At 72.0% G+C, this 16,023-nt stretch carries 14 protein-coding genes; 7 read left to right on the top strand and 7 right to left on the bottom strand.

What is annotated here, in order from left to right:
- The first annotated feature begins 204 nt into the window (after window positions 1-204).
- Window positions 205-2,313, top strand: a complete 2,109-nt coding sequence (locus tag QQG74_RS02870; protein WP_341718735.1) for a heavy metal translocating P-type ATPase — start codon at window positions 205-207, stop codon at window positions 2,311-2,313.
- A 51-nt stretch (window positions 2,314-2,364) separates the two neighbouring features.
- On the opposite strand, the gene QQG74_RS02865 is transcribed toward QQG74_RS02870, so the two are convergent.
- The 4 genes from QQG74_RS02865 to QQG74_RS02850 are packed head-to-tail and all read right to left on the bottom strand — an operon-like array spanning window position 2,365 to window position 5,578.
- Window positions 2,365-3,531, bottom strand: coding sequence for an ABC transporter ATP-binding protein (locus QQG74_RS02865; RefSeq protein ID WP_341718734.1), 1,167 nt, complete (start codon window positions 3,529-3,531; stop codon window positions 2,365-2,367).
- The gene (locus QQG74_RS02860; protein ID WP_341721114.1) at window positions 3,528-4,346 is read right to left on the bottom strand and encodes an ABC transporter permease; all 819 of its coding nucleotides are present in this window, start codon (window positions 4,344-4,346) and stop codon (window positions 3,528-3,530) included. The genes QQG74_RS02865 and QQG74_RS02860 overlap by 4 nt, the downstream gene beginning before the upstream one ends.
- A 21-nt stretch (window positions 4,347-4,367) precedes the next feature.
- Window positions 4,368-5,156 (bottom strand): molybdate ABC transporter substrate-binding protein, encoded by a 789-nt coding sequence (gene modA / locus QQG74_RS02855; protein WP_341718733.1) that lies wholly within the window; start codon window positions 5,154-5,156, stop codon window positions 4,368-4,370.
- Window positions 5,156-5,578, bottom strand: coding sequence for a TOBE domain-containing protein (locus QQG74_RS02850; RefSeq protein ID WP_341718732.1), 423 nt, complete (start codon window positions 5,576-5,578; stop codon window positions 5,156-5,158). Before QQG74_RS02850 ends, modA begins: the two co-directional genes overlap by 1 nt.
- A 263-nt stretch (window positions 5,579-5,841) precedes the next feature.
- Between QQG74_RS02850 and QQG74_RS02845 the strand changes: the two genes are divergently transcribed.
- From QQG74_RS02845 to QQG74_RS02835, 3 genes are read left to right on the top strand one after another with little or no spacing between them, the layout of a single operon-like run.
- Window positions 5,842-6,441: a copper chaperone PCu(A)C gene (locus QQG74_RS02845; protein WP_341718731.1), complete on the top strand. Its 600-nt coding sequence runs from the start codon at window positions 5,842-5,844 to the stop codon at window positions 6,439-6,441.
- Entirely contained in the window at window positions 6,438-7,646 is a 1,209-nt protein-coding gene (locus QQG74_RS02840) for a Dyp-type peroxidase (protein WP_341718730.1), read from the top strand. The genes QQG74_RS02845 and QQG74_RS02840 overlap by 4 nt, the downstream gene beginning before the upstream one ends.
- Before the next feature lie 16 nt (window positions 7,647-7,662).
- Window positions 7,663-8,289, top strand: a complete 627-nt coding sequence (locus tag QQG74_RS02835) for a copper resistance CopC family protein (protein ID WP_341718729.1) — start codon at window positions 7,663-7,665, stop codon at window positions 8,287-8,289.
- Between the two features lie 18 nt (window positions 8,290-8,307).
- On the opposite strand, the gene QQG74_RS02830 is transcribed toward QQG74_RS02835, so the two are convergent.
- A complete protein-coding gene (locus tag QQG74_RS02830; protein WP_341718728.1) occupies window positions 8,308-9,405 on the bottom strand; it encodes an L-dopachrome tautomerase-related protein in 1,098 nt (365 codons plus the stop codon).
- Between the two features lie 214 nt (window positions 9,406-9,619).
- Between QQG74_RS02830 and crcB (QQG74_RS02825) the strand changes: the two genes are divergently transcribed.
- The 3 genes from crcB (QQG74_RS02825) (at window position 9,620) to mgtE (ending at window position 11,946) form a co-directional block, all read left to right on the top strand.
- A complete protein-coding gene (gene crcB, locus QQG74_RS02825) occupies window positions 9,620-10,105 on the top strand; it encodes a fluoride efflux transporter CrcB (RefSeq protein WP_341718727.1) in 486 nt (161 codons plus the stop codon).
- Window positions 10,102-10,476 (top strand): fluoride efflux transporter CrcB, encoded by a 375-nt coding sequence (gene crcB / locus QQG74_RS02820; RefSeq protein ID WP_341718726.1) that lies wholly within the window; start codon window positions 10,102-10,104, stop codon window positions 10,474-10,476. The genes crcB (QQG74_RS02825) and crcB (QQG74_RS02820) overlap by 4 nt, the downstream gene beginning before the upstream one ends.
- 141 nt (window positions 10,477-10,617) lie before the next feature.
- Window positions 10,618-11,946 (top strand): magnesium transporter, encoded by a 1,329-nt coding sequence (mgtE, locus tag QQG74_RS02815; RefSeq protein WP_341718725.1) that lies wholly within the window; start codon window positions 10,618-10,620, stop codon window positions 11,944-11,946.
- A gap of 17 nt (window positions 11,947-11,963) precedes the next feature.
- Here the strand turns inward: mgtE and QQG74_RS02810 are convergent, their stop codons facing one another.
- Together QQG74_RS02810 and QQG74_RS02805 are read right to left on the bottom strand one after the other, a co-directional pair.
- A complete protein-coding gene (locus QQG74_RS02810) occupies window positions 11,964-14,630 on the bottom strand; it encodes an HAD-IC family P-type ATPase (RefSeq protein WP_341718724.1) in 2,667 nt (888 codons plus the stop codon).
- Window positions 14,631-14,888: 258 nt separating this feature from the next.
- Window positions 14,889-16,001, bottom strand: a complete 1,113-nt coding sequence (locus tag QQG74_RS02805) for an FUSC family protein (RefSeq protein WP_341718723.1) — start codon at window positions 15,999-16,001, stop codon at window positions 14,889-14,891.
- Window positions 16,002-16,023 lie beyond the last annotated feature (22 nt).

The raw sequence follows: 16,023 nt of genomic DNA, 5'->3' as shown, positions 1-16,023 counted from the left end.
GTGCACGATCGCGACACTCGGACCGTCGATTGTCATATATAAAAGTCCGGACAGTCGATGCCAGATGCGCTCCCGTCCGCTATGGCCGGCTGATTCCCCGAATCCGGTCGCGGACCGCCCCAAGGCGGATGCCTAGCCAGCAGAGATCTACCGCCACCCGATACCCCCACCGGGTATATGGTGAGGGACGGAGGGGGTGCTGAGATGCATGGCGGGCACGAGGGGCATGGCGGCTCGGCTGCGCACCGGGGGCATGACAAGCATGCCGGACATGACCCGCAGGCGTTCCGTCGTAAGTTCTGGCTGAGCCTCGCGCTTACCGTACCGATCGTGGTCACCAGCCACATGGTGATGGACTGGTTCGGCTACCGGCTGGACTTTCCCGGGATCGAACTGGTCGGTCCGGTGCTGGGCACGGTGGTGTTCGCGTACGGCGGGTGGCCCTTCCTCCAGGGCGCGGCGCGCGAGATCGCCGACCGCGCGCCGGGCATGATGCTGCTGATCGCGATGGCGATCACCGTCGCCTACGTGGCCTCACTGGCCACCGCGCTCGGCGCGTTCGACCTGGATTTCTGGTGGGAACTGGCCGCCCTGGTCACGATCATGCTGCTCGGGCACTGGCAGGAGATGAAGGCGATCGGGCAGGCCCAGGGTGCCCTGTCGGCGCTGGCCGCGCTCCTGCCCGACGACGCGGAACGACTCGACCCGGACGGCCAGCCGCAGCGGGTGCCGGTGACCCAGTTGCACATCGGCGACCTGGTCCTGGTGCGACCCGGTGGACGGGTGCCGGCGGACGGGCAGATCGTCCACGGCCGGGCCGAGTTGGACGAGTCAATGATCACGGGCGAGTCGAGGCCGGTGTCCCGGTCGACCGGCGACCGGGTGGTGGCCGGCACGGTGGCCACGGACGCGGCACTGCGGGTACGCGTCGACGCGGTGGGCGACGACACCGCACTGGCCGGCATCCAGCGGCTGGTGGCGCAGGCGCAGCAGTCCAGTGGCCGGGCCCAGGTGCTGGCCGACCGCTTCGCGGCCTGGTTGTTCTACATCGCCACCGCCACCGCGCTTGTCACACTCGCCGTGTGGAGTGTGCTCGGCACCCTGGGCGAGGCGGTAGTCCGCACGGTGACGGTGTTGGTCATCGCCTGCCCGCACGCGCTCGGCCTGGCCATTCCGCTGGTGATCGCACTCTCCACGGCGGTGGCCGCCAAGGGCGGCATCCTGGTCAAGGACCGGCTGGCCCTGGAGCGGATGCGCACAGTGGACACCGTGCTGTTCGACAAGACCGGCACGCTGACCCGGGGCGAACACGTCGTCACCGGCGTCGCCGCGACCGGCAGCGGCGCGGCGAACACCGCCGCCGGCAGCGCAACGACGAGCGACGCGGACCTCACCGCCGGCAACGGCGAGGCGGACGTACTCGCACTCGCCGCAGCGGTGGAGGCGGACAGCGAGCATCCGCTGGCCCGGGCGATCGTCGCCGCCGCAGCGGCGCGGGGTGGCCGGCCGACCGCGACGGGTTTCCAGTCGCTTACCGGCCGTGGCGTGCGCGCCGAGGTCGACGGGACCGGCTACGCCGTCGGCGGCCCGGCGCTGCTGCGGGAGCTCGACGTCACCGTCCCGGCAGACCTCGCCGGCCGACGGGACGACTGGTCCCGCCGGGGAGCCGCGGTGCTGTACCTGCTGCGGCTCGACGACGACCGGGCCCGGGTGCTCGGCGCGCTCGCCTTAGAGGACGAGGTGCGGCCGGAGGCCCGCCAGGCCATCGCCGACCTGCGCGAGCAGGGCGTCCGGAAGATCGTCATGATCACCGGGGACGCCCGTCCGGTCGCCCAGGCGGTCGCCGCCGACCTGGGATTCCGCCCCGGCGAGGACGAAGTCTTCGCGGAGGTGCTGCCGGCGGAGAAGGACGACGCGGTGGCGGACCTGCAACGCCGGGGACTGCGGGTGGCGATGGTGGGCGACGGGGTCAACGACGCTCCCGCCCTGGCTCGGGCGAACGTCGGCATCGCCATCGGGGCGGGCACCGACGTGGCAATCGAGTCCGCCGGGGTGGTGCTCGCCTCCTCCGACCCACGCGGCGTGACCGGGGTGATCCGGCTGTCCCGGGCCGCGTACCGGAAAATGCTCCAGAACCTGGCCTGGGCCGCCGGTTACAACGTGGTCGCGCTGCCGCTGGCCGCCGGTGTCCTGGCCTGGGCCGGGGTGACGCTCAGCCCGGCCGTCGGCGCGGTGCTGATGTCCGCCTCCACGATCGTCGTCGCGCTCAACGCCCAGTTGCTACGCCGGGTCCACCTGCGCCCACCGGGCTGACGTCAGGTCCGGGAAGCCCCGACGGGAGATCAGGTACTGGTGCGGCGCGGGTCAGGCGGCGGGATAGGCGCGGGTCTCGGCGGCCTTCACCGCGGCCCAGACCCGCTGCCCGGGAACAAGCCGCAGTTGGGCGGCGGCGGCCGGGGTGACGTCGGCCGCCACCTCGATCGGACCGGTGAGCTGGATGCGCAGGTTGTCGCCGTGCCGCTGCACCCCGGCGATGGTGGCCGGCCAGGTGTTGCGGGGACTGCCGTCGGGCTGGCGCGGGTGCAGGGCCACGGCCGAGGGCGGGAAGGCCACGAAGACCTCGCCGTCGTGCCGATCGCCGGTGGTCAGCCCGAAGTCGTCGGCGAGCCGGACCCGTTGCCCGCTGGCCCGGCCCCGATAGAGGTTGAGCCCGACCAGCCGGGCCACGTAGTCGGTGCGGGGCTGGGCGGTGATGGTGGCGGCGTTGCCCGCCTGGACCACCTGACCGTCCTCCACGATGACCAGCCGGTCGGCGAGGACCAGGGCGTCGAGCGGGTCGTGGGTGACCAGCAGGGTGGCTCCCGGATGGGCGGCGAGGTGCTGGTGCAGTTGGGCTCGGGTGTCCAGCCGGGTACGCGCGTCGAGGGCGGCCAGCGGCTCGTCGAGCAGCAGCAGCGCCGGCTCGACGGCGAGGGCGCGGGCGAGCGCCACCCGCTGGGCCTGCCCACCGGAGAGCTGCCGGGGCTTGCGGCGGGCGTGCTCGGTCAGCCCCATCCGGGCCAGCCAGTCGGCCGCCTGGTGCCGGGCCTGCTGCCGGCCCAGACCCTGCCGACGCGGGCCGAAGGCCACATTGTCAAGTGCGTTGAGGTGCGGGAAGAGCAGGTAGTCCTGGAATACCACGCCGATCGGCCGCCGCTCGGTGGGAAGCCACGTCCGACTGGCGGGATGGTCCAGCTCCCGCCCGGCCAGGGTGAGGTGCCCGGCCGAGAGCGGGAGCAGGCCGGCGAGGGCACGCAGGGCGGTGGTCTTGCCGGCACCGTTGGGCCCGAGCAACGCGACTACCTCGCCCGAGTCGATGGTCAGCGGCAGGTCCAGCCGGAAGCCGCCCCGCTCCACCACCAGACGGGCGTCGAGCAGAGGCCGGCCCGCCACCGCCGGCGGATCGGCCGCAACCGGCGGATCGGCCGCAACCGGCGGGCTGGCCGCAACCGGCGGGCTGGCCGCTGCCGGCGGATCGGCGCGGCGGGTCATCCGCTGACCCAGCGATCGCGCAGGCTTACGAGAATCACCACGGAGACGGTGAGCAGGATCAGGCTGAGCACGATCGCGGCCTCCAGGTCGGTCTCCAGGGCGAGATAGACGGCCACCGGCATGGTCTGCGTACGGCCCGGATAGTTGCCGGCGAAGGTGATGGTGGCGCCGAACTCGCCGAGGGCGCGGGCCCAGCAGAGTACGGCTCCGGCGGCCACCCCGGGCGCGACGAGCGGCAGCGTGACGTGGGTGAAGGTGGTCCAGCGACCGGCACCGAGGGTGGCTGCGGCCTCCTCGTATCGGGTGTCGGCGCCACGCAGCGCCCCCTCCACGGCGATGATCAGGAATGGCATGGCGACGAACGCCTCGGCGAGCACGACCGCGGTGGTGGTGAACGGCAGCGTGATGCCGAACGTCGCGTCCAGCCAGGAGCCGACCAGCCCGCGTCGGCCGAAGACCAGCAGCAGCGCCACGCCGCCGACCACCGGCGGCAGCACCAGCGGGACGGTGACCAGGGCGCGTACCAGCCGGCGACCGGGAAACTCGACGCGGGCCAGCAGCCAGGCCAGGGGTACGCCGAGAGCCAGGCAGAGCAGGGTGGCGAGGGTGGCGCTCTGGATGGACAGCCGCAGCGCGGTGAGCACGGCCGGTTCGGTGAGCCGCTGCGGCAGCGTGCTCCACGGGGCGCGGGCGAGCAGCCCGACCAGCGGCAGCACGAGGAAGAGCAGCCCGAGCGCGGCGGGCAGCAGCAGTGCCACCGGGATCCGGCTGGTACGCCGAGCCGGTGCCGCGACCGTGATCGGTCGTGACGGCACGCCATCGAGACGGGACACCGGTTACGGCACCTGGAACCCGGCCGTGGTGAGTACGCCGCGACCGGCGTCGGCACGGACGTACTCGACGAACGCCCGGGCGGTCGTCTTGTTTGTCGACTCCCGCAGCACGACGATCGGATAGTCGTTGGTCACCCCGGCCGACTCGGGGAACTCCACCCCGTCGAGTTCGTCGGCGGCGGCCCGGGCGTCGGTGCGGTAGACCAGCGCCGCGTCGACCTCGCCCAGCCGTACCTTGGCCAGTGCCGCCTTGACGTCCTGTTCCAGCGTGACCGGGGTGAGCGAGACGTCAGCGGCGGCCAGCGCCAGGCGCGCCGCCGCACCGCACGGCACCTGTTCGGCGCAGAGTGCGACCTTCGTGCCGGGCCTGGTGAGATCGCTCAGGCCGGTCACCTGATCCGGGTTGCCCCTGGGCACGGCGATGACGAGTTGGTTGCGGGCGAAGGTGACCGGGTCACCGTCGCCGTTGCCCGCCTCGGTGACGGCGGTCATGTTGGCCGGGGCGGCGGAGGCGAAGACGTCGGCCGGTGCGCCCTCGTTGATCTGGTTGGCCAGGGCGGAGCTGCCGGCGAAGTTGAGGACCACCTTCACCCCCCGGTGAGCCGCCTCGAAGTCCTGACCGAGCCGGGTGAACGACTCGGTAAGCGAGGCAGCCGCGAACACGGTGAGTTCGCCGCCGATCCCGTCGCCACCGGCGGGCGGGTCGCTGGCGTCACCGCCGCACCCGCTCACTGCCACCACCGCGAGCGCGGTGGCCGTGGCCAGGACCGTACGCAGGCGTACGCCTCTCATCAGGTGGTCCTTCCCCGGCTCGCCGCCGGTGCCGCAGGTTTCTCCACCACGACGGTGGTCGATTTGATCACCGCGACCGCCACCGAGCCGACCTCCAGGCCGAGGTGGTCGACCGCCTCCCGGCTCATCAACGACACCAGCCGGAACGGGCCGGCCTGGATGTCCACCTGCGCCATCACCGCGTCCTTGACCACGGCGGTGACGATGCCGCGCAGCCGGTTGCGCGCCGAGGACTCCTGCGCACGCCCCTCCGGCCCGCCGGCCTGGCCCCGGACGAACGAGGCCAGGTCAACGCCGTCGATCACCCGGTGCCCGTGCTCGTCACGCCTGGCGGCGAGCCGCCCTCCGTCCACCCAGCGACGCACCGTGTCCACGCTCACCCCGAGCAGATCCGCCGCCTCACCCATCCGAAACCCCGCCACCCCCGCACCCTAACCCCGCATCTGCAACCCCAAACCCCCCAACCCCCGCACCCCCACCCCCACCCCTCACCCCCGTCCCCCACCCCACCCCCACCCCCGCCCCGTCGATCTTGCACTTTTGGTCGCCGTTATGCCCGCTTAGTTAGCCTTTGCGGGGTCAGAAAGTGCAAGATCGCGCGGGGAGGAGGGTGGGGGCAGAGGTGGGAACTTTCGACGGGGGTGGGGCGACCAACCTGACGACATCGATCTTCGAGGGGAAGTCCATGCCCAGCACGTCGTCCGGCCGGCTCGCCCGCCCGACCGCCCTGTTCGCCGCGGCCGCTCTCGCCGCGTTCGTCGCTGGCTGCGGGGCGTCCGACGACGTCTCGACCAGTACGCCCGACCCGACCGGCACCGCCACCGCAACCGCCACCCCGGGCGCCGAGGCCGGGGTGCTCACCGTCCGCGATCCGTGGGTGAAGGCGGCCGACGAGGGCATGACGGGCGCGTTCGCCACGCTTGTGAACGAGAGCGACAGCGACGTCACCCTCACCGGCGCGGCCACCGAGATCTCGCCGGTCGAGGTGCACGAGATGGCCATGCAGGACGGGAAAATGGTCATGCAGGCCAAGGCGGGCGGCGTGGTGATCAAGGCCCGCAGCGAGCAGAAGCTGGAGCCCGGTGGCGACCACCTGATGCTGATGAACCTCGCCCAGCCGGTCAAGGCCGGTGACGAGGTGACCTTCACCCTCACCTTCGGCGACGGCCGGACGCAGACCTTCACTGCGGTGGCCAAGCCGTTCACCGGCGCCCAGGAGAGCTACGCCCCCGGCCACGGCGAGCCGACGCACGACCTGCCGGCCAGCCACAGCCCCGCGCCGTGACCCGGGTCAGCCGGCGTGGCCTGCTCACCGGCGGGGCCGTGGCCGCCGGGGGCACCCTGATCGGGGCCGCCTCGGTCGCCGCCGTCCGTCCCGAGCAGGTACGCACACCCCAGCCGGTGCCGGTCGCCGCGAACGTGGGCGGGGCGGTCGAGCCGTTCCACGGCGAACGGCAGTCCGGGATCGACACCGAGCCCCAGGCGCACGCGGCGTTCGTGGCGTTCACCCTGCGTACCGGCACCGACCGGGCCGCCCTCGGCCGGATGCTGCGACTGCTCTCCGACGACGCCGCCCGCCTCACCCAGGGTCAGCCGGCCCTGGCCGACACCGAACCCGAGCTGGGACTGCTACCGGCCCGGCTCACCGTCACCTTCGGCTTCGGCCCCGGCCTGTTCACCGCCGCCGGGCTTGACGACCGCCGCCCGCCCTCGGTGGTCGACCTGCCTGCGTTCCCGATCGACCGGCTGCAACCGCGCTGGTCCGGCGGGGACCTGCTGGTGCAGATCTGCGCCGACGACCCGGTCACCGTCGCCCACGCCCAACGGGTGCTGGTGAAGGACAGCCGCCCGTTCGCCACCGTCCGCTGGGTGCAGCAGGGCTTCCGGCGGGCCGCCGGTGCCGAACCCGGCCGCACCCAGCGCAACCTGTTCGGCCAGCTCGACGGCACGGCAAACCCGAAGCCGGGCGTACCCCTGGCGACCGCCGTCTGGATCACCGACGGACCGGGCTGGCTGCGCAACGGCACCACCCTTGTGGTCCGGCGGATCAGGATGGACCTGGAAACCTGGGACCTGCTTGGCCGCACCGACCGGGAGCTGAGCGTCGGGCGACGCCTGGACACCGGTGCCCCGCTGACCGGCACGGCCGAACACGACGAACCGGACTTCGCCGCGCTGGGCCCGGACGGGCTGACGGTGATTCCGGACTTTTCCCACCTCACCCGGGCGCACGTCAGCGACGACCGGTTCCGGATCCTGCGGCGCCCCTACAACTACGATGGAATGCCCGGTGCCGACGGCACCGCCGACAGCGGGCTGATCTTCGCGTCGTACCAGGCGGACATCGCCAAGCAGTTCCTGCCCATCCAGCGTCGGCTCGCCGAACGGGACCTGCTCAACGAGTGGACCACCCCGATCGGCTCCGCCGTCTTCGCTGTCCCGCCCGGCTGCCCGGAGGGCGGCTGGATCGGCCAGCAGTTGCTCGACTGACGAGGAGAATGGACCCATGTTTCGCCACCTCCGCCGCCCGTTCGTCGCCGGCCTGGCCGCCACGCTGGCCGTCGCGGCCCTGCTGGTCGCACCCGCCTCGCCCGCGTACGCGCACAACGTCCTGCGCAAGGCGACCCCCGCCCAGGACGCCGAGCTCGACACCGCCCCGAAGAAGGTGACGCTGGAGTTCATGCAGAAGCTGAACCCGAAGTTCACCACCATCACGCTCAGTGACGCCGACAAGCAGCCGGTGGCCACCAGCGAGCCGGAGGTCTCCGGCACCAAGGGCACGATCACCATCGACGGGACGCTGGACAACGGCGTCTACACGGTCGCCTATCGGGTGGTCTCCCTCGACGGGCACCCGGTGCAGGGGTCGTACACGTTCACCGTCGCCGATCCGACCGCCACCGCCGCGCCCTCCCCGAGCGCGAGCCCGCAGCCGAGCGAGCCGGCGGAGACGACGCCGGCAGCCCCGACCACCGCGCCCACCTCCGCCGCTGCCGCCAGCCCCGCCGCGGGCGAGTCGTCCGGCGGCTCCGGCCTGCTGGTCGCGCTGCTCGCCGGTGGCCTGGTGCTGGTCGCCCTGGCGGTCGGCGCGATCTTCCTGCGCCGACGAGGCAGCGCTGGTTCGCCCTCCTGACCGAGTGGGTCGGGCACCTCAGCGCAGCAGCACCGGCCCGGCGTCGATCCGGGTGCGGAACAGCGCGTACGGCTTGCGGCGCAGGTCCCGGCCACGCTGGTAGTTGGCCTGCCGGTGCAACTGGTTGGCGGTCAGGTAGAGATACCCGTCGGTGGCCACGAACATGGTGTCGGGCCAGAGCAGTCGAGGATCGTGCACCACGGTCTCGTATTCGCCGTCCGGGCGGCGGCGCAGCACCGCGTTCTGCTCGTACGAGGTGAGATAGATGCGCCCGGCGTCGTCGGTCTCCAACCCGTCCGACCCGCCGCCCTTGTCCCCCTCGGGCAGCACCGTCGCGGCGACCTCGTCCTCGCTGAGCGAGGCGTCGGCGAGGGCGTCGGTGGCCACGCTGTACCAGCGGCGGGAGGCCAACGCACAGTAGTAGAGCCGGGTGCCGTCGGCGGAGATGGCGATGCCGTCGGAGCCGATCGTCACCGGTTCCGGGGGTCCGTCCGCCGGCCGTTGCAGGAACGGGCGGCCCTCCACCACCGGCCGGAAGTCCGACAGCGGCTCCGCCTTGGTGGACGGGTGGTCATGCAGCCGCCGCCAGGACGCACCGGTGGCCAGGTCGACCACGATGATCCCGTTCGGCCCGGCGATCGCCGAGTCGGTGATGTACGCGATCCCGGCCTCCCCGCGCCGCAGGTCGAACCGCACGTCGTTGAGGTACGTGGTGGGCAGCGCCACGTCCGGCGGGAAGGTGATCACCTGGGCGACGGTGTTGCCGTCCAGGTCGACCCGGACCAGCTTGGGGCCGCCCGGCCGGGTGGGCTGGAACATCGGGCTGCCGGTGTCGAGCACCCAGAGCCGGTCGACGGGATCGACCACGATGTTCTGCACCGAGACGAACGCCCCGGCGTCGTCGTCGCCGCTCGGCTGGTTCCATGCCTCGTCCGGAAACGGCACCTCCCGGCCGTCGCGCAGCTCGACCACCGTGGCCGGCACCTCGTCGCCCCAGCGTGGAAAGTTGACGAAGATCCTTCCGGTGTGCGAGACGCTCACCCCGGTCGGCATCGGGCCGGTGAAGGCATGTACGAGTTCCAACTCGCCGACGGGCTCCGACACCGGCTCGTTCATCCGCTGCTCCTGACTCTCCGGGTTCGCTCCCGGTTCCCGCCCTCGAACGGCCCAAACGTGCACTCGGTTCGCCGCTTGCATCCGGTACCCAGGTACGGACTTACCGTGCAGACATGACGACGGACGATCGCCTGGACCGCTGGCCGGAACGAGCCCGGGCTCACCCGCTCGACGCGATCGGCGGCGCTATACCGTGCACTGACAGGGAGGTGGAGTGGTGCAGCCTGAGCGACCGCCGATCGATCCGGATGTCGACCTCGGCATTGCCCGCCAACGCGCGGAGCTGCGGGTCGGCAGCACCAGCCTGCTCGCCGCGATCGCCGTCGGCGGTGCGGTCGGCGCGCTGGCCCGGCACGGGCTGGCGGTGGCCCTTCCGCACCCGCCCGCTGGTTTCCCGTGGGCCACCTTCGCCGTAAACGTCTCGGGCTGCCTGCTCATCGGCGTGCTGATGGTTCTGATCACGGAGCTCTGGCGGGCGCCACGACTGGTCCGGCCCTTCCTCGGCGTCGGCGTCCTCGGCGGCTACACCACCTTCTCCACCTACGCCGTCGAGGTGCAGCAGGCGGTGGCTGCCGGCGCGGCGCGGACCGCACTGCTGTATCTCGCCGGCACCCTCGTCGCCGCGCTCGTCGCGGTCCGGCTGGGCCTGACGCTTACCCGCCTGGCCACCGGCACCGGGCGACGCTGGAGCCGCGGATGACTGTCATCCTGGTGGCGCTCGGTGCCGCGCTCGGGGCGCCGCTGCGCTATCTGGTCGACCGGGCCATGCAGGCCCGGTGCGGTCCCGCGTTTCCCTGGGGCACCCTCAGCGTCAACGTCGTGGGCTCGCTCGTCCTCGGCGTGCTCATCGGTGGCGCCGCCGTCGGCGCGGTACCCGGTTCCCTGGTCGCCCTGCTCGGCACCGGCCTGTGCGGGGCGCTGACCACCTACTCGACCTTCGGCTACGAAACCGTCCGGCTTTTCGAGGACGGCGCCCACCGCTACGCGCTGATCAACGCCGGTGTCAGCGTCGGCGCCGCGCTCGGTGCCGCCTTCGTCGGGGTCACCGTCGCCGAGGCCATGTGGTCCTGACCCGCTTCACCGGCCCAACGGTTCAGCCCCCGGGCCTGCTGGGTAGGTGTGCATCATCCGGCCCACCAAGATCGGCTGATCGGCGCGGCCGACCAGATCCGACTACCCGGCGACGGCGGCGAAACTGGCGGAGGTGATCGCATGACCGTGGCGTTGCAGCAGCTCGTCGACCGCAACGACCTCGACCTGATCCGCCAGTGGCTGGATACCCACCCACCGCACGAGATCGCCGACGCGCTCGCCCGGCTCGACGGCGTGGCCGCCGGAGTGCCGTTCCGGCTGCTCGACAAGGACCGCGCCCTGCTGGTGTTCGAGGAACTGGCGCCCGTCGACCAGCAGGTCATCCTGCTCGGCCTGCGCGACCAGGCATTCCGGGACCTGGTCGAGGCGATGGCCCCAGACGACCGGGCCCGGATGCTCACCGAGGCGCCGGCCAAGGTCGCCGGGCGGGTGCTCGCCGGGCTGTCGCCGCGCGAGCGGCAGATGACCGCCGAGCTGCTGGGCTACCCGCCGGGCTCGGTCGGCCAGATCATGACCCCGGAGACGGTCGCGCTGCCCCGCCAGGTCACCGCGGCCGAGGCCCTCGACGTGATACGCCGGAAGGGCACCGACGCCGAGACGGTGTACGTGCTGCCGGTGGTCGACCCGGGCCGCTGCCTGGTCGGCGTGGTGGAGCTGCGAGACCTCGTGTTGAGCTCGGCGAACGCGGCAGTGGCCGACCTGGTCGACACCGAGGTGCCCCGGGTCCGGGCCACCGACCCGGCCGAGGACGCCGCCCGGTTGATGCGGGAGACCAACCTCCTCGCGCTCCCCGTCATCGACAGCGAGGACCGCCTGGTCGGCCTGCTCACCATCGACGACGCGATGGAGATCATCGAGGCTGCGGACACCGAGGACGTGGCCCGCCAGGCCGGCACCGCGCCCTGGCCGGGGCACTACATGGCGGTAAGCGTGTGGCGGCTGGCCCGCTCCCGCGCCCCCTGGCTCCTGCTGCTCATCGTCGCCTCGGTGCTCACGGTCAACGTCCTCCAGGTCTTCGAGACCACCCTGGCACAGGTCACCGCGCTGGCCCTGTTCATCCCGCTGCTCGTCGGCACCGGCGGCAACGCCGGGGCCCAGGCCACCACCTCGGCCGTACGCGCTCTCGCCCTCGGCGAGCTGCGCGGCTCGGACCTGCCGAGGCTGATCTGGCGGGAGGCCCGGGTCGGTCTGCTGCTGGGCTCCCTGCTGGCGCTGGTCGGCCTGGTCGTCGGCGCGGTCGTGGTCGATGCCCAGATCGCCCTGGTGGTCGGGATCTCGCTGGTGCTGATCTGCGCCTGGGCAGCCGCTGTCGGGGCCACCATGCCGCTGCTGGCCAAGCGTCTGCGCATCGACCCGGCCGTGGTCTCCGCACCGATGGTCACCACGCTTGTCGACGCGACCGGGCTGATCATCTACTTCACCGTCGCGTACCTGGTGCTCGCGCTGTGACCTGGTTCGCCGACCGGCTACGAGCGCAGATCACCACGCAGCCGCTTGTCCACGGCCACCACGACGGCGACGATCGCCCCGACCGCCAGGATGCGGAGCCAGACCGCCGGCCCGATCGGTGCGGTGCCGAAGATCGTGTTCATCGGCGGCAGATATGTGATGGCGAGTTGGCTGGCGGCCTGGGCGACCACCCCGAGCAGCAACCACCGGTTGGCGAAGAACCCGATCCGCCATGCCGAGCGGGTCAGCGACCGGCAGCTGAACAGATAGAACATCTCGACCACCACGAAGAGGTTCAGCGCGGCGGTACGCGCCTGCGCGAGATCCGCGCCGATCGACTGCTCCCACTGGAACACCCACCACGCGCCTGCCACCAGCAGGCCGGCCACCAGCAGGATCCGGATCGTCAACGCACCCGTCAGCAGGGATCGGCCCGGGTCGCGGGGCGGGCGTTTCATGATGCCGCGCTCCTTCGGCTCGAACGCCAGCATCAGGCCGAGCAGGACGGCGGTGGTCATGTTGATCCACAGAATCTGGGTGGGCAGCAATGGCAGTGTGGTACCCAGCACGATCGCGACCAGCACGACCAGCCCTTCGCCCAGGTTCGTCGGCAGGGTCCAGACGATGAACTTGGTGATGTTGTCGAAGACCCCGCGCCCCTCCTCCACCGCGGCCTCGATGGTGGCGAAGTCGTCGTCGGTGAGGACCATGTCGGCGGCCTCCTTGGCCACCTCGGTGCCGGAGCGCGCCATGGCGATGCCGATGTTCGCCTGCCGCAGCGCCGGGGCGTCGTTGACCCCGTCGCCGGTCACCGCGACGACGTGACCGCGCTGCTGGAGCGTCTCGACCAGGCGGAGTTTCTGTTCCGGGGAGACCCGGGCGAAGACGACGGCCCGGTCCACCGCGTCGGCGAAGCCCTCGGCGGGCAGCCCGTCGAGGTCCGCGCCGGTGACCACCCGGGCCGGCCGGTCCTCGTCGAGCAGGCCGAGCTGGCGGGCGATGGCACCGGCCGTCGCCGCATGGTCGCCCGTGATCATCTTGACTCCGATGCCTACGGTGTGGCACGCCCGCACCGCCGGAGCGGCGGCCCTCCTGGGTGGGTCGAGCATCGCCTGCAAGCCGGTGAGGACCAGCGTGCCGGGCAGGGCGACCTCGTCGAAACCGTCCTGCGGACCATCCGGTGGGCGTACGGCGGTGGCGAGCACCCGTAGTCCTCGGCCGGCCAGTTCCTCGGCCGCGCGCAGGGCGGCGTCGGCGCACAGCGGGCGGAGTTCCCCGTCGGCCCCCATCTCGGCGCGGCACATCGACACGATCCGCTCGACACCACCCTTGGCCAGGACCACCGTGCGTCCTGCCGGTCGCTCGTCGTGCAACGTCGCCATGTACTGCCGCTTGGAGTCAAAAGGGATCGCGTCCCGGCGCGGATAGTCGGCGGACAGCTGATCGTGGTCGACGCCCGCCTTGGTCGCGACCACCTGCATCGCGCCCTCGGTCGGGTCACCGGTCAGCGTCCACTCACCGTCCTGCTCACGCACCCGGGCGTCATTGCACCCCGCTCCCGCCAGCAGGGTCCAGCGCAGCGCCGCATTGTCCGCCACGCCGGCCCGGCCGTCGTCGCGAATCTCTCCCTCCGGCCGGTAACCCGAGCCGGTCACCTCGTAGCCGCCGTCGGGGGTCCACAGCGCTCGCACCGTCATCTGGTTCTCGGTGAGGGTGCCGGTCTTGTCCGAACACACGACCGTCGTACTGCCCAGCGTCTCGATCGCCGGCAGGCGGCGGATCACCGCCCGTCGACGGGCCATCCGGGTCACGCCGATGGCCAGGGTGATGGTGACCGCCGCCGGCAATCCCTCGGGTATCGCACCGACGGCGAGCGCCACGGCGGCGGTGAACGTTTCGACCGCGTCCTGGCCACGCAAAAGGCCCACCGCGAAGGTCACCGCCGCCAGCAACAGGATGACCACGGTCAGCACCTTGCTGAACCGGGCCAGCTTGTGGGTCAGCGGGGTGGCCAACGTCTCCGCCGCGCCGACCAGGCGGTGGATCTTTCCCAGCTCGGTTCCGGCACCGGTGGCCACCGCGATCCCGGCTCCGTTGCCGGCCGTGACGAGGGTGCCCGACCAGACCATGTTGCGTCGGTCGGCCACCGGGGTACCGACCGGCAGTTCCACCTCCAGCTTGTCCACCGGGACCGACTCACCCGTCAACGCCGACTCGTCGACGCGCAGCTCGACCAGCCGAACCAGGCGTAGATCCACCGGGACCTTGTCGCCCGCCTCCAACGCCACCAGGTCGCCGGGGACCAACTCGTCGGAGGAGACCGTCCGCGGTTCGCCGTCCCGGAACACCCGAGCCTCGGTACGCGCCATCGACCGTAGGCTGTCCAACGCCGCCTCGGCCCGGGACTCCTGGGCGTAGCCGATACCCGCGTTGATCAGCACCACCGCGAGGATCACCATGGAGTCGACGTACTCCGCGAGAGCCGCGGTGACCACAGCGGCGGCGATCAGCACGTAGATCAGCGGATTGTGGAACTGCCGCAGGATCCGGCGCAGCAGGCTGCCGCCACCAGCGGCGGGCAGCACGTTGGGGCCGTACCGGTCCAGCCGCCGAGCGGCCTCCGCACTGCTCAGACCGCGCTGCGGATCCGTCTCCAGCAGCAGCACCACCTCGTGGAGCGACATGCCGTGGTGCTCCTCGCCACCCGATGTCGCAGCTGACTGTTCGAGCGTCACCGTCACCTCGCCGACGATTCAGAAATCGGAATCAGGGCCGCCGCCCGGTCGACGCCCGAGCCGGGACGGCCGGACGTTGCGTCTATCCATCTTCCGGAACAAAGCACCCTTATCAGGTCGAAACCACCGACGATATCGCCGGGTGGGATTGCGGCGTCGGGTGGCTCGGGACGGGTGGAGCAGGCGGTGAAGCGTGCCGAGGTGCTGCTACCCGCCGGCAGCCGCGCGGCGGACGAGTCGGCGGGCCTCGTTGCCGGGTAGGCCGGTGGCCCGCAGCATGTCGTTGGCGATGGTCCGCAGCTGGGACACCACGATGGTGCCGGAGAAGCCGATCTGCTGCCGGCACGCCGCACCCGCCTCCTGGACCGCCCACAGCACCCGCTCCCGGGTCCGCAGCGGCTCGCACATCTGGAGGAACTCCTGGTGCAGCAGGCGCACCCCCTGGCCGTAGTGCTCGACGGCGGCGGGGAGATCGGCCGGCACCGGCTCACCGTCCCGCAGTGCCGTGGAGATCCGCCGGACCAGGGTCCGGCTGTTGCGGAACGCCCTTTCCAGGTGCTCCGCCCCGGCCCGGTACGCGGCCAACGCCCGCCGTCGGCGCCAGCGCAGCGGCGCGAACCGGACCACCTCCCCGGCTGCGGTCACCACCTCCCGGATCTGTCGCAGTTCCGCCTCGGAGGCGCGCATGTCGTCGAGGACCTGCTCGACCTTGCGGGCGTCCCCCTTGGCCAGTCCTTCGGCAGCGGCGGTCATCTGCCGGGCGAAGGTGTCCAGCGCGGGGCCGGCGACGCGACGCACGCTGCGGGTCGGGTTCATCGGCGCGATCAGCAACACCACCGCCAGCCCGGTCACGCCGCCGACCAGCGCGTTGACCGTCCGGGGCAGGTTGATGTCCGGTGCGTTCGGGGTGAGCGTGGCGATTAGCACCGCCGTACCGCCGGCCTGCGTCACCAGAGCGCCGGTGCCCCGGACGGCCACCGCCACCAGCAGCGCAACGAACACGATCACAAAGGTCTGCCAGGCGCCGCTGCCGATCGTCTCGACCAGCAGGTCACCGATCAGGATGCCGAGCACCACACCGATGATCAGTTCGATGGTACGCATCGCACGCCGGCCGATCGACGCGGCGATCACACCGACCGCGGCGGCCGGTGCAAAGGTCGGTTCCGGGTTACCGAGCACTTGGCCGGCGACCACCCAGGCCAGCGACGCGGCCAGCCCGCCCTGCACGGCCAGCAGCAGATACTGCTGCAACCGTCGGTACGTCTGCCAACTCATGGCCCGGGCGCGGCCACGTAGGCCCTCCGCCGAGATCCGCATGGCCGGGGGTACCCGGTCGGCT

The sequence above is a fragment of the Micromonospora sp. FIMYZ51 genome (assembly GCF_038246755.1).
Lineage (GTDB): Bacteria > Actinomycetota > Actinomycetes > Mycobacteriales > Micromonosporaceae > Micromonospora.
This window is presented reverse-complemented; position numbering and strand designations above follow the sequence as displayed.